13 protein-coding genes, 1 tRNA gene and 1 pseudogene are annotated in these 14,447 nt (G+C 35.6%); 10 read left to right on the top strand and 5 right to left on the bottom strand.

Going from position 1 to position 14,447, the window contains the following annotated elements; translation table 11 throughout:
• Positions 1 to 26 precede the first annotated feature (26 nt).
• Together GUU89_RS07040 and der are read right to left on the bottom strand one after the other, a co-directional pair.
• Positions 27 to 2,807, bottom strand: coding sequence for an outer membrane beta-barrel protein (locus GUU89_RS07040; RefSeq protein WP_162127255.1), 2,781 nt, complete (start codon positions 2,805 to 2,807; stop codon positions 27 to 29).
• 102 nt (positions 2,808 to 2,909) lie between these two features.
• Positions 2,910 to 4,217 (bottom strand): ribosome biogenesis GTPase Der, encoded by a 1,308-nt coding sequence (gene der / locus GUU89_RS07035; protein ID WP_162127254.1) that lies wholly within the window; start codon positions 4,215 to 4,217, stop codon positions 2,910 to 2,912.
• Between the two features lie 93 nt (positions 4,218 to 4,310).
• Here der and GUU89_RS07030 point away from each other — a divergent pair, with 93 nt between their 5' ends.
• Entirely contained in the window at positions 4,311 to 4,814 is a 504-nt protein-coding gene (locus GUU89_RS07030) for a hypothetical protein (RefSeq protein ID WP_162127253.1), read from the top strand.
• On the opposite strand, the gene era is transcribed toward GUU89_RS07030, so the two are convergent.
• Positions 4,815 to 5,699 carry a GTPase Era gene (era, locus tag GUU89_RS07025; protein ID WP_162127252.1) on the bottom strand — a complete coding sequence of 295 codons (885 nt, stop codon included), beginning with the start codon at positions 5,697 to 5,699 and terminating at the stop codon, positions 4,815 to 4,817. It lies immediately after the preceding gene.
• Between the two features lie 115 nt (positions 5,700 to 5,814).
• Between era and GUU89_RS07020 the strand changes: the two genes are divergently transcribed.
• Positions 5,815 to 5,887: transfer RNA gene (locus GUU89_RS07020), tRNA-Met, on the top strand.
• A 60-nt stretch (positions 5,888 to 5,947) separates the two neighbouring features.
• Complete coding sequence (locus GUU89_RS07015) at positions 5,948 to 6,394, top strand: KTSC domain-containing protein (protein WP_162127251.1); 447 nt, start codon at positions 5,948 to 5,950, stop codon at positions 6,392 to 6,394.
• A 79-nt stretch (positions 6,395 to 6,473) separates the two neighbouring features.
• On the opposite strand, the gene GUU89_RS07010 is transcribed toward GUU89_RS07015, so the two are convergent.
• The gene (locus GUU89_RS07010; protein WP_162127250.1) at positions 6,474 to 7,328 is read right to left on the bottom strand and encodes a leucine-rich repeat domain-containing protein; all 855 of its coding nucleotides are present in this window, start codon (positions 7,326 to 7,328) and stop codon (positions 6,474 to 6,476) included.
• Positions 7,329 to 7,532: 204 nt separating this feature from the next.
• Between GUU89_RS07010 and GUU89_RS07005 the strand changes: the two genes are divergently transcribed.
• From GUU89_RS07005 to GUU89_RS06975, 7 genes are all read left to right on the top strand, one after another.
• Positions 7,533 to 8,015 (top strand): DUF1761 domain-containing protein, encoded by a 483-nt coding sequence (locus tag GUU89_RS07005; protein WP_162127249.1) that lies wholly within the window; start codon positions 7,533 to 7,535, stop codon positions 8,013 to 8,015.
• Between the two features lie 54 nt (positions 8,016 to 8,069).
• On the top strand, positions 8,070 to 9,218 hold the full coding sequence (locus GUU89_RS07000; RefSeq protein WP_317163866.1) for an 8-amino-7-oxononanoate synthase: 1,149 nt from the start codon (positions 8,070 to 8,072) through the stop codon (positions 9,216 to 9,218).
• A 29-nt stretch (positions 9,219 to 9,247) separates the two neighbouring features.
• Positions 9,248 to 10,450, top strand: a complete 1,203-nt coding sequence (locus GUU89_RS06995) for a helix-turn-helix domain-containing protein (protein ID WP_162127248.1) — start codon at positions 9,248 to 9,250, stop codon at positions 10,448 to 10,450.
• Between the two features lie 120 nt (positions 10,451 to 10,570).
• Complete coding sequence (locus GUU89_RS06990) at positions 10,571 to 11,236, top strand: GIN domain-containing protein (RefSeq protein ID WP_162127247.1); 666 nt, start codon at positions 10,571 to 10,573, stop codon at positions 11,234 to 11,236.
• Positions 11,237 to 11,284: 48 nt separating this feature from the next.
• Positions 11,285 to 11,629 carry a hypothetical protein gene (locus GUU89_RS06985; RefSeq protein ID WP_162127246.1) on the top strand — a complete coding sequence of 115 codons (345 nt, stop codon included), beginning with the start codon at positions 11,285 to 11,287 and terminating at the stop codon, positions 11,627 to 11,629.
• A 2-nt stretch (positions 11,630 to 11,631) separates the two neighbouring features.
• Positions 11,632 to 12,120: a DoxX family protein gene (locus GUU89_RS06980; protein ID WP_162127245.1), complete on the top strand. Its 489-nt coding sequence runs from the start codon at positions 11,632 to 11,634 to the stop codon at positions 12,118 to 12,120.
• Positions 12,117 to 12,473: a hypothetical protein gene (locus GUU89_RS06975; protein WP_162127244.1), complete on the top strand. Its 357-nt coding sequence runs from the start codon at positions 12,117 to 12,119 to the stop codon at positions 12,471 to 12,473. The genes GUU89_RS06980 and GUU89_RS06975 overlap by 4 nt, the downstream gene beginning before the upstream one ends.
• Positions 12,474 to 12,503: 30 nt before the next feature.
• On the opposite strand, the pseudogene GUU89_RS15305 reads toward GUU89_RS06975, so the two are convergent.
• A pseudogene (locus tag GUU89_RS15305) lies at positions 12,504 to 14,413 on the bottom strand (ABC transporter ATP-binding protein).
• Positions 14,414 to 14,447 lie beyond the last annotated feature (34 nt).

Here is a 14,447-nt window from a genome sequence, read left to right as displayed (position 1 = left end):
CCGATCAAATTGACCGGGATTTTTTATTAATCCTCTATAAAAATACCGCCTTCTTCTTTCTTTTTTCCAGCAAATTTTTCCAATTTATACGTTAGCGAAAACATTACATAGCGTTTCAACACCGTGTTTTCGGAATCAATAATCGCGGTAGACGTAACATTTCGTGTAGTGTTTTGATTTTGATTGAGCATGTCATACACTTTGACTTTGGCCAACAACTGATCCTTGAAAAAATTGTATCCCAAGCTCACATTCCACAGATAAAAATCCTTTTTAAACCCTTCGGCTATACCTGAATTATAGGTATATCTGAAATCACTTCCAATTACAAAATTCTTGGGAAAATATGAGGTAATTTCAATTTTACCGTTATGTTTAAACGTATTGGCATTGTCTATAATATAATTTTTATAATCGGTAGTAGTGTAAACATAAGTGTAGCTTGGCGCAATGGTAATGAGCTTATCAATACTCCAACTCAGACTTAGTTTGGGGCTGATTTCCAAGTTTCGTGATTCATACAAAACAGCATTGGTCAAACCTTGATCTAAATTATAATTAAAGTTGATGCCTGAACCAAAACGCAACGTACGTTTTTCTTTCTTAAATGATTTGCTCCAGTTGGCGCCCATATAACCCATAATCCCTTTGTCAACGTTTTCGTAGGTGGTAACCGATTTAAAATTCGCATCAAACACTGTGGAAGACACCACCGCATTTTTTGTCCAATAAAACCCAGAATACAGGTAATAGCCTGACCGGCTTGAATAATCATAATTATTAAAATTGAAATACACAATGTGGCGTTGCAAAGGTTTCAAATTTTCATTTCCAATAATAGTATTTAACGGATTGGCCAGATTTTCAAATGGTAAAACCTGATTGGCTTCGGGAACTTCCATTTTATATTCGTAATTGGCGTAAATTGATTTTGATTTTCCGATAGTATGACTGATATACCCTTTCACCCTCGGAAACACATAGTTTCGATTTCGGATGGTGTTAATACCGGTATAATTGGATTGCGCTTCAAAATTGACAAATTCAGGTCCGAAATTAATGCGCCCGTTAGTCTTTGCTTTACTAAGAATAATACCGGTAGATGGAAAATAGCTGTTCACCTTTCCTTCTGTTGAACTGGATTGCTGCGCATTAAAATTGGTATAATCATTGCTTCCTGAATCAAAATCGAATGTATTGACATTATTCCTATCTCTCTTTGCCGAAACTTCTGAAGTCAGACTCAAACGCAAGGAATCAGTTAATGGTTCTCCGTAGCGAACCTCAAGACTTACATCATCTATTTTATCTTTTCGAAAGCGGTTTTGCTTACGAATATCATCCGGAGTCGAATCGGCAAAAAGCGTAGCCGAGTTAGTATTGGTGAAATTGTCTATTCTGTTGATTTCTGTATTAAGGTTGACAACTATCGCCCGGTTTTTTTTATTGAATTTCTTAGTGTAACTGGCTTCTAACTCAAAATTGCGGTTTTCGTTTTCGCTATAGTCGTCATTTGAACTACTGTTCAATTCGGCTGCCGCTTCGTTAGTAGTGATTTGTGTTTTATGGTATCTGCTTTTAGCAAGACTTCTGGAAAACTTAGGACTAACGTATACGGAGGAAGTTGAATCAATTTTGACTTCAAAATCCAGATTCATCGTATGTCCGTTACTGTCTCTTTTCGTAAACGAATCTGAATTGGTAAAGGTACTTCCTGTGGGCAATAAGTTGATACGGTTGGTTCGATTGGTATTCTCGTTAACCGCATTTGAAAAATAGTAACTACCACTTTGATCAACTTTTTTAAACCATTTATCCTGATAATTGATGCCGATCAAATTGGATTTTGTAATCCCTTCTCCGCCACCAAAGCGCATATTATTAACCCCAAAACTTCCATCATCATTATAATAAACAGAGCTGTTGCGACCACCGCCCATGTTATCAAAAATCTCATCCATTGAAAACCCAATAGAATTGATATTATTGGCTGATGCCAAAACACTGACTTTGCGTTCTCCTTTGAAATAATTGAGCAGCAAGCTCGATTCATACCGTTTATCAGAGCCTCGGCCGGCAACCACTTTGCCAAAGAACCCTTTGTTTTTATCTTCCTGAATGGTGAGATTGATGGTTTTATCTTCTGAGCTTGATGCTTCTCCGGTTAGCGCTTCGGCTTTGGTTTTAGTATCAGTTACCTGTACCTTATCGATGATTTCGGCAGGAAGATTTTGAGTAGCAATTTTACCGTCTTTGCCAAAAAAGGGCTTACCATTTACCAAAATATTGCTAACTTCTTTTCCGTTAACGGTAATCTTACCTTCGGGGGAAATTTCAACACCGGGCAATTGTTTTAACAGAGCTTCTACATTGGCATCGGCGCCTACTTTGAACGAGGAAGCATTAAATTCTAAAGTATCTTTTTTAATTCTAATCGGAGGGATTTCAGATTTTATTACTACTTCGTTTAAAGCATTGACTGCTTCTTTCATTTCGATAGTGCCAAAATCTTTATCCGAAGTTAATGAGGAAATATCTTCTTTAAAATCCTGATAACTGATAAAAGAAACTTTAAGAAAAACCTCTTTTTCCAGTTTTTTAATTTTGAAGGTAAAGGCGCCCAACTTGTTAGTAATCGTATAATCAACTACTGAAGAATCTCTGACTGAAGTGAGGTAAACCGTTGCCGATTCAATGGGCAGTTTAGTTGTTCCATCAATTACTTTCCCTTTGAGCGTGATGGTATTTTGAGCCAAGGAAATTGAAGTAACAAAAAGAGTGAGGAATAGGTAGAATGATTTTGGCATAAAAAAATTAGCAGTTACTATTTGGTTAAAAAAAATAATAACGGCTAATTTCTGATTTTAGTATGTAATGCTAAAATTTTCTTACTTAATTTAACATTTTGATTACTTCTCTCTGATGTAAATATCAATCGGAACTCCTGAAAAATCCCAGTGTTCACGGATTTTATTTTCTAAGAAACGTTTGTACGGTTCCTTAACATATTGTGGCAAATTGGCAAAAAACACAAACTGTGGTGTTGGTGTTGGCAACTGCATACAGTATTTGATTTTCACGTACTTTCCTTTCAGTGCCGGTGGTGGATAGGCTTCAATCAATTTCAACATATAGTCATTGAATTTTGAAGTTGGGATACGTTGTTTTCTGTTTTCGAAAACTTTTACGGTTTCTTCTAAGGCTTTCAGCAAACGTTGTTTGGTTAAGGCAGAAGTAAAGATAATCGGCACATCGGTAAACGGTTGCAACTCTTCACGGATTTTGGCTTCGTAATCTCGGGTGGACATGGTATCTTTTTCGACCAAATCCCATTTGTTCACTAAGATGATTACGCCTTTACGGTTCTTTTCAGCCAGCCAAAAAATACTCTGATCCTGTCCTTCAAAACCGCGAGTAGCATCAATTAAAAGGATACAAACATCTGAATGTTCAATAGCTCGCACGGAACGCATAACAGAATAGAATTCTAAATCTTCTTTAACTTTAGCTTTTCTACGGATTCCGGCAGTATCTACCAAGTTGAATTCAAACCCAAAACGGTTGTAGCGAGTATCGATAGAATCTCTTGTAGTACCGGCTATGTCGGTCACAACAAAACGATCTTCTCCAATTAAAGCATTGATAAACGAAGATTTTCCGGCATTGGGCCTTCCTACTACGCAAAATCTAGGCAAAACTTCTTCTTCCGTTGTTTCCGGCAATTCGGGCAACACTTCAACCAATTTATCTAATAAATCTCCTGTTCCGCTTCCGCTGATGCTGGCAATGGTGAAATATTCACCTAATCCTAAATTATAAAATTCGACCGCGTCTTTTTCACGCATCGCATTATCTACTTTGTTTACGGCTAAAAGTATCGGCTTAGTCACTTTTCTTAGAAGTTTGGCCACTTCAGCATCCATTGGCGTAATGCCTTCTTCCACATCTACCACAAAAATAATGGCATCGGCTTCGTCTATCGCCAATTCTACCTGACGACGGATTTCCGCTTCAAATATATCATCCGAACCTTTGATGTAACCTCCTGTATCAATTACGGAAAACTCTTTTCCGTTCCACTCACTTTTTCCATAATTTCTGTCACGCGTAACACCACTTACCGAGTCGACTATGGCTTCTCTTCTTTGGATTAAACGGTTAAAAAAAGTAGATTTCCCTACGTTGGGTCTTCCTACTATGGCTACAATATTGTTCATAATCATTTTAAATATGGTGCAAAGGTAGTATTAAAGAGCACAAATTCAATTATTTTATTATTTTAGTGTATAATTCCAACCCATTCTTCTATTATGGAGACACACAATGAGATACGACTGAGACCTCGATTTTATATGGACATTGAGGAAAATATTGATTTGGTCAGACAAAAATTTGTGGATTATGCCAAGCATGTTCCTCCCGGATTTTTAATAAAAATAAGACCTAATCATATACAGTTTAGTATCCAGGGTGAAAAACAAAAATATTGGTCACCCCATTTGTCAATTGAGTTTGAGGAAAAAGAAATCAATAACAAGACCGTTACACATATCAGGGGATTATTCGGACCGGCGCAGACTTTGTGGACTTTCTTCGTTTTTCTACACTTTATTATTGCCGGAATATTGTTGGTGTTTTTAATGTTTGCTTATTCCAATTGGATGTTGCACCAATCCTTAAAAGGTGATCTTATGGTAATTCTGCTAATGGTTATCAGTTGGGGGCTGTTGTATTTTATTGGCAGACAAACCCGAGCCAATGGTTATGGTCAAATGGAGGAATTGGAAAGGGAATTTTATAAAATAATGAAATAATTATTTTTGATTGTATCCAAATCTTCTTAACTGATAGGCGTTACTTCTCCAATCTTTGTTAACTTTTACATACAATTCGATGTGAATTTGTTTGCCAAAAAATTTCTCTAATTCTTCCCGCGATTGCATTCCGACTTTCTTTAACGCTGCTCCTTTGTGACCAATGATGATGCCTTTCTGGGTATCGCGTTCTACCATGATTACCGAACGTATTCTGATAATCTTTTCGTCTTCCAAGAATTCTTCGGTTTCTATTTCAACCGCATACGGAATTTCTTTGTCGTAGTTCAATAAGATTTTTTCGCGGATGGTTTCGTTTACAAAGAAACGTTCCGGTTTATCGGTCAAAGCATCTTTTGGATAATATGGTGGCGAGGCCGGAAGCAATTCCAAAACCCTTGCAAAAACTTCTTTTACATTGAAATTCTCTAAAGCTGAAATCGGATAAATCTCAGCATTCGGTACTTTGTCTTTCCACAAAGCTATTTGTTCTTCTAATTGTTCTTGGTCAGACTTATCGATTTTATTCAACAGCAGCAGCACAGGGATTTTAGAATGAATGATTTTATTGAAAAAGGCTTCATCTTTTAATTCCTTCTCTCCTATTTCGACCATATATATCAACACATCTGCATCTTCAAAAGCCGACTTGACAAAGTCCATCATCGATTTTTGCATTTCATAGGCCGGTTTGATAATTCCAGGTGTATCCGAAAGAATCACCTGAAAATCCTCGCCGTTCACTATTCCTAAAATTCGATGACGGGTAGTTTGTGCTTTGGATGTAATGATTGATAATCTTTCTCCAACAAATGCATTCATCAAAGTCGATTTCCCGACGTTTGGATTACCAATAATATTTACAAAACCTGCTTTGTGTGACATGTAATCTGATTTAATTTTTGCAAAGGTAGTCATATCAGTCCAATAGAAGAAAAAAGATTTTTTACGTTTTTTGTTGCATTTATTGATTATCGTTGTATATTTGCACTCGAAACATCGCGGGATAGAGCAGTAGGCAGCTCGTCGGGCTCATAACCCGAAGGTCACAGGTTCGAGTCCTGTTCCCGCTACTAAGCGAAGCCATTCTGAAAAGAGTGGCTTTCTTTTTTAGCAAAAGTATTTTTATGAACATGAAAAAAATTGTCGAGTACAGAGCGTTACTCGGCGTTACTAAGACGGCCACTTTAAAAGAGCTGAAAACCATTTACCGCAACAGCATGAAAGACATCCATCCGGATACCATTGCGGATGATGTAGAGCGTCATTTGGCGGAAGAAAGAAGTAAAGAGATTATTGCGGCCTACCATTTCTTGGTAAGCATTGCTCCGGAAACCATAGAAAAAGACAAAGCGGAATACACAAGAATTACAACCAGTACCAACATAGCTGATTTTTATTATGAAAACAGTGTATTGTATATCACGTTTTTGGATGGTAATTCTTTTGAATACTTTGGTGTACTAAGACCCATTTATATTAAAATGGTAAATGCCGAATCACCAAGTCGTTTTGCCCGAAGACATATTTATAATGAGTTTATTTACCGAAGTACTTCTAAGTTAGTGGCGGCTGAATAATACTAAAACATAATAAAAGAAAAAAGGCTTGAGAATATCTCAAGCCTTTTTTTAACCCAACAAAATTAATAAACATATATTATTCGTCTGCAGCAAAAGCTGAGTTTTTATCTATATTTACTTTTAATGTAGTAGCAACTCCTTGCTCATTAACCATAGTCATATTTAGGGTATCCAACTTGGACAAGTTTTTTGAAACAAATCCGTTGAACATATTATATGAAATGTTCATTTCTTTTAGGTTGTGTAATTTTTCTAAATCGAATGGCACTGTACCTTCCATTTTATTCTCAAACAAACTCAAGGTTTCCAATGAAGATAAATTAGCCACTTCTTTATCCAATTTACCGGTAAGCTTGTTACTGTTTAACAACAACTCTTTTAATGATTTTAATTGGTAGTATGAAGTTGGGATTGATCCTTCAATTTCGTTATTAAATAATGAAAGCACTTCCAGACTGGCTAAGTTTCCGATGCTAACCGGTAGTACGCCTGTTAGTCTGTTCATGTGCATTTCAATTGATTTTAATTGTGTGGCATTACCCAATGTTTCCGGCAGAGCACCTGACACTTGATTAAACGCTATGTTTAAAGTGGTAAGGTTTTTCAAATTACCAATCGTGGCCGGTAAAGAACCCGTAATGCTATTTCTGAAAAGATTTAATACTTTTAACGATGTCAAGTCACCCAATTCAGCAGGCAATTGTCCGACAAGGTTGTTATTAATCAATTTAATGGACACCACTTTGTCATCTTGGATGCCAACACCGTACCAACTAGTAACCGGTGCTTTTAAATCCCATTTGTTGGTCCACTGCGATCCTTTGGTAGCTTTGTATAACTTTACCAGAGCATTTTTTTCGGTGTTTGATATTTCAGCTAAGGCCGAAACCGAAACTAAAAGTAATAAGGTGTAGGTAAAAATAGTTTTCATAATGATTCTGATTTGAGGTTTATGACGGAGTAAAACTATAAGAATGTCCGTTTAAAAACAAATATAATCGACAAAATGCATTTTATTATGATTTTTTTACATTTTTATCTTACAAAAAGATGAAATTCTTGTTAAAATGGTCAAGAAAAAAGGAATTAAATATTTTTTTTTACATTTGGTAAACTAATCAATAAACGTATTATTATGGAAATCAACTGGATTGCTCTTTTACTTGCTGCTGTATCAACATTAGTTGTTGGATTTATTTGGTATAACCCAAAAGTTTTTGGAACTATTTGGATGAAAGAAGCCGGCATTTCACACGAAGATGGCAAAGATTTTAACATGATTAAGATTTTTGGGCTTTCCATCGTGTATGCCTTTCTGATTTCATTTGTATTGCAAATGTGTGTCATTCATCAATTTGGTGCTTTGGGCATGGTAGGTGGTGACCCTTCTATTGCCAAACCCTCCTATGCTGCTTTTATGGCAGATTACGGAACGGCATTCAGATCTTTCAAACACGGAGCTTTGCATGGTTTCATGATGGGATTATTTATGATATTTCCTGTTATTGGAACCGGAGCCTTGTATGAAAGAAGAAGTTTCAAATATGTCATGGTAACCAGTGGTTTCTGGATGGTTTGCTTTATGATCATGGGCGGAATCATCTGTATGATGCAATAATTAACATTTTATTATAACCCAATCGCTCTACATTTGTAGGGCGATTTTTTTATTTTGACACATTCCTTTATCATTTATTCTTCTATTGCACAACTTCCCACTTCTTGGGATACAGTTGCCACTGATAATGCGTTTTTGCAAACTCCTTATTTAAAAGTTTTAGAAGAGTCGGCTCCCACCAATATGCAATGTTTTTATATTGGTATATTCGAAAAAGAGGCTTTGATTGGTGTGGCTTTAGCACAATATCTTGATTTGAACAAACTGGAATCATTTGGCGAAAGGGATAAATGTCTGAAAACATATATTCGAAATTTTGTTTTCAAGAACTTTGCTTCCCATGTATTGTTTTTAGGCAACAACATGATTACGGGACAAAATGGTTATGAATTCAATAAAAACATAGACCATAAAAGCATCAGTGAATTGCTATTAGAGTGTGCCAATGCAATAACTCGTTATTTCAAAGAGCAAAAAATTACAATCCATATTGTTTCGTTTAAAGACTTTTATCAACATTGTGCCGATGAGCTTAAATTGTATGCGTTTGCTGACATGTATGATTTCAATACACAACCCAATATGATTTTTGATTTATGCGAAAGTTGGAAAACCAATGACGATTATATTGCCGCATTTTCCAAAAAATACCGTGACCAATACAAACGATCACATAAAAAAATGGAAGGCATAACAACCCGAGAATTATCTTTAGCCGAAATACTCTCAAATGAAAATCGCATTTATGAGTTGTACTATCACGTGGCCAAAAACGCACCATTCAACACCTTCTTCTTAGCCAAAAATCACTTTTCTACTTTTAAAAAACAATGTGGTGACCGATTTGTGTTGTGTGGTTATTTTTTAAATGAAAAGTTGGTAGGCTTTCACACTCTGCTTTTAAACGGTGAAGTTTTGGAAACTTACTTTCTGGGGTATGATGAACAAGTACAGAAAGAAAAAATGCTGTACTTGAATATGCTATACAACATGACTAAGTTTGGTATTGAAAATAAATTTAAGAAAATCATCTTTGGCCGAACGGCATTGGAAATCAAAAGTTCTATTGGTGCGAAACCTATTTTCATGACCGGTTTTATTTACCACACTAATAAATGGATAAACCAATTGATGCCGAAAATTTTTCCGAAATTAGAACCAACCTTAGTTTGGCAACAAAGACATCCTTTTAAAGAAAGCTAAACTTTTATATCTTTAAACAAATTTGATGTATGCTTTTCCAGTTTGGCTTTTACAGTTCACTCCTACTAATTACTTTTTCCCAAGGCATTATCTACAGTGTTTTGCTTTTGTTAAAAGCCATTTGTACAGCAAACAAATCTAATTATTGGCTTAGTGTATTTATTTTTCTGTGCAGTTTATTTATAGCACCCTGGATGCTGGGGTTTGCCGGTTGGTATGACAATCAACCTTATCGAGACATTCTTTTCTATGTACCGTTTCAGCATTTGTTTTTTATTGGTCCTGTAATATATTTCTACACTCAAAGCTTACTCAATCCGTCATTTCTTTTAACAAAGAAGAACTTTTGGCATTTGATTCCGGGTATCTTTTATGTGCTCTATATAGTAGCAATATGGATTTACGATAAGTATATTTTTCATGGTTATTACTTCTATAAAGACGGAATGGATAAGGATTTTGAGAATTGGTATCATAACTGCGGAATGATTTCTATGGTAGTCTACTTTATAGCTTCTATCCGCTATTATAACTTATACAGAAAATTAATAGTTCAAGTCGTAAGTTATGCTGATCGTGTTTTATTTAAATGGATTAAAACCTACTTGTACAGTTTTTTAATCATGCTTTTGCTGCCATTGGTTTTTGATGCTATCTCCATTTTTTATACTGAACTGAATTCCTATACCGGAAGCTGGTGGTTTTTTCTGTTCTTTTCAATTATTATGTATTACATAGCTATTATAGGATATGCTAATCCAATCATAACCAAAATACCCTTTGAAATATCTGTTTTCGATAAAAAACCTGCCTTACTATTATCGGGTTCGATGAATACTGAAGCGACTGTAATTGATATTGAACACGAAGTTTTCGAAGAACAACCATCACCGGAAATTGACCTATGGAAAACAAAAATAGAAATGATAATTTCAGATCAAAATCTGTATCAAAATCCGGAATTAACTTTAACAGATTTGGCCAAAAAACTAGAAACCAATGCTTCCGTCATATCAAAATCAATCAACCAAGGCTTCGGATTAAACTTCAACGACTTCATTAACAACTTCCGAATTGAAGCCGTAAAAACAAGTTTCCAAAAAGGCGAATACAAAAAATCTACCTTACTCGGAATCGCTTTTGACTGCGGTTTTAACTCGAAAGCCACTTTTAATAGAGCATTCAAAAAAAGCACAGGACTTTCTCCAAAAGAATACATCGAAAAGCTATAATCTCAAGAATAACAATACTTCCCGTTTAATTAACACTTGGTCTCAAATCATGATTTGAAGCGATTGATTATGCTGTATGTTGCAATTTTGCCTCAGTAATAATCACTAAAATTTCATCTCATGAAAACAATCGTATTTACAATCTCAATGGCAATTACAAGCCTTTTGGCTTCAGCCCAATTAAAAGGTTCCGGAAACATCAGTACTAAAACCTATGACTACAAAAACTTTGACAAAGTCTATTTCGAAAATCTAGACGGAAAATTGGAAGTCGAAATAGGAAAACCATTCAGCATCAATGTTACCATCGATGAAAATTTGGAAAACATTTTTACTATTAAAGAAAATGCAACAGCACAAGAATTAACCGTAAGCTTTATAGACAATTGGAATAATAATAAATACATTGAAGACACTAATTTTAAAATCAAAATCACTATGCCCGAAGCCTCTGTAATTAAAAATATCGGGAATAGTGATTTGATGGTCAAAAATGTTTTAGGACGCTACTTCAGAATAGAAAATACCGGAAACGGTAATACCAAAATAACCGGAATGACCGATGGCTTTGAGGTTGTTAAAAGTGGTAACGGCAACATAGACGCAGCTAAACTTTCTGTCAAAAAAGCTAAAGTAAAAAATACCGGAAACGGTGATGTAATCGTAAACACATCTAAAGAACTCAATGCTTCCCTCAATGGTAACGGCGATATCAAAAACATCGGAAAAGCCAAGTTTGACAACAATTCAAAAAAAACAGGTAACGGCGATTTCATCAATCTATAGTTTCAACCATCATTCAAAAACTCACAATAAATCACCAATCTAATCATTATGAAAAATATTTTTAAAATTACCTTTGCACTTGCCTTAATCTTGCTTCAACTTTCTTGTAAAACCGTAGACATCTCTCCAAAACAAGGTACTATAACGGTTCCCGCAAATAACGAAATAAGAGCTTGGAAGAACCTTGAGCACAGTTCCTTTTCGCTTCATTTAGAAAATAAAAACGCTACAAATTCTTGCGAAGCATACACCATTAAAAACAATACCGAAAATTGGATATCTCCTTCCCTTTTAGCCAATTCATCTATCGACTTTATTGTACCAAGGGACGGAGAAGTTGTATTGAAAAATTTCAGCAACGAAAATCTAATTATCAACTACACAATCAACTAATTATGAAAATCCTAAAACAAATAACAAAACCCACATTATCACTACATTGGTCGCAAGATTTACTGTTAGCCATCCCTCGAATTATATGTGGCTTTCTTTTAACCGCTAACTTTGGCGCAGCGAAATTTGGCTTGCCTTGGTCACCAGCGGATAATAACCTTGGCTATTTTGAAGTTGCCTTTTGGTTTCCCAATGATGTAGCGGCATATGGCGGGATATTTGCTCTTGCTCCGGCTTTCTTTGCATGGATGGGTGCCTTTAGTGAAGCTGTCGGCGGTATCTTTTTATTGCTAGGGTTTCAAACTCGAATTGCTTCTTTTTTAATAATGGGAACCATGTTAGTAGCCATCTTTATGCAACAAATTCAAAACGGATTATGGAATTGTTTGCCTGCAATGGGATTCCTCTGGATAGGTATATTCTATATGATTTTAGGTTCGGGCAGATTTGGAATTGATTATGTCGTAACTCGTAAAAAAACATCTCTATGAAAACTATCTTAAAAACAACAGCAATTCTGATATTGATGGTCAGTTGTGTTCAAAAATCATATAAACGAGTAGTTGTGGTAACACTCAACGTTTCTAAAGTTAAAAATATTCAATCTGTAGGCATTCGAGGAGAAGGCAAACCTTTGAGTTGGGAAACCGATTATCCTATGCAAGAAGTGGTAAAAGACAGTTTATACAAAGCAGTAATCACAACAAATACCGGCTATCTTTTTATGGAAGGCAAATGTACCGTCAACAGTAACTTCGAATTGCAAAACAAACCCAATAGACGTATCATTTTTGATACTAAAAAAGACACTACTTTTATCAATTTAGTTTTTGATAAAGAATAAAAAAGAGTTCCTAAAAGGAACTCTTTTCAATTAAAAATTATCTATCTCTTCCTGAACTTTTTCCCAATCCTCGAGTAGTTTATCCAGTTCTGATTTTTTTCTGTTGTACGCCATAAAGAAATTGGCATTTTCTATATGTTTATCATAATTGGAAGCCAGCTCTTTGTCATCGTTTTGAATATCGATTTCCAGTTGTTTGATTTGACTTTCTATTTTGCTTAAGCGATTTTGCAACGATTTGCTCTTCTTCTGATCTTCATAAGAAACATTTTTGTTTTCTTTAGCAGCATTAGAATTAACTACTGTATCCTTCTTCTCAATTTCACGCATATTTGCTGCGTTTCGTTGCTCTAAGAAGTAATTGATATCGCCCAAATATTCTTTGATTTTTTGGTCTTTGAATTCATAAACCAGATTAGACATTCCTTGTAGAAAATCCCTGTCGTGCGATACCAAAAGTAAGGTGCCTTCATACTTCTGCAAAGCGGCTTTCAATACGTTCTTTGATTTTATATCTAAGTGGTTCGTTGGCTCATCCATTACCAAAACGTTAATGGGTTGCAATAATAATTTACAAAGTGCCAAACGGTTTCTTTCTCCTCCTGAAAGTACTTTTACTTTCTTTTCTACATCATCCCCCTGAATAAAAACGAACCTAGCATATCGCGAACTTTAGAACGATTACTATCCGTTGCGGCATCAGTCATCGTTTGTAAAAGTGTAATTTCGCCATCCAGATATTCTGCTTGGTTTTGGGCAAAATAACCCACCTGCACGTTATGCCCTAATTTTATAGAACCCTCATATTCAAATTCGTTGACAATAGCTTTGATAAAAGTGGATTTTCCCTGACCATTTTGTCCCACAAAAGCAATCTTGCTGCCGCGTTCTACCAATAATGAAATGTCTTTTAAAATGGTTTTATCGCCATAGGATTTGGTCACATGTTCAGCTTCAATAACAACTTTACCGGGAGTCATTGAAACCGGAAAAGATATATTCATTACCGAATTATCGTCTTCATCTACTTCAATGCGTTCAACTTTATCCAGCTTTTTGATAAGCGATTGCGCCATGGAGGCTTTGGAAGCTTTGGCACGGAACTTTTCGATTAGCTTCTCGGTTTCTTCTATTTTTTTGGCTTGATTTTTTTGCGTGGCCAATTGCTTTTCACGGATTTCTTCGCGCAACACTAAATATTGTGTATATGGCTTGTTAAAATCATAGGCTTTCCCCAATGAAATTTCGATAGTCCTGTTGGTTACATTATCCAAAAACATTTTATCGTGCGATACTATCACGACAACGCCCGGAAAGTTTCTTAAAAATCCTTCTAACCAAATGATACTTTCAATATCTAAGTGGTTGGTTGGCTCATCCAGCAAAAGGATATCATTAGATTGCAGTAATAACTTAGCCAATTCGATACGCATACGCCATCCACCCGAAAAAGTATCCGTTTGATTTCCGAAATCTTCTCTTTTGAAACCAAGTCCTAAAAGGATTTTCTCCGTATCGCCAACATAATTATAACCGCCAAGAATTTCATAATGATGGGTTACATCGCTCAATTGCTCAATTAAATCGGAATAACTTTGGCTTTCATAATCGGTTCTAGTGGCTAACTGGTGATTGATTTCGTCAATCTTAGTTTCGGCGTACTTGATTTCTTCAAAAGCCTGATAGGCTTCGTCAAGAACCGTTCTCCCTTTTACAAAATCGATATCCTGACGAAGAAATCCTATTTTCACTTCTTTCTCAGTAGCAATACTACCGCTATCGGGTTTAAAATCTCCGGCCAAAATTTTCAGCATCGTGGATTTACCGGCACCGTTTTTCCCCACCAGTCCTACTCTATCTCCTGAACCCAATCGAAAAGTCACCTCTTCAAAAAGATAAGTACCCCCAAACGAAACCGATAAATTGTGTATGTTTAACATAATGAATGTTGCAAAAGTTATAGTAAAAACATTC

Source organism: Flavobacterium phycosphaerae, from assembly GCF_010119235.1.
Taxonomy (GTDB): Bacteria; Bacteroidota; Bacteroidia; order Flavobacteriales; family Flavobacteriaceae; genus Flavobacterium; species Flavobacterium phycosphaerae.
The sequence above is the reverse complement of the archived record's forward strand: the minus strand, read 5'-3'. Positions and strand labels throughout refer to the sequence as shown.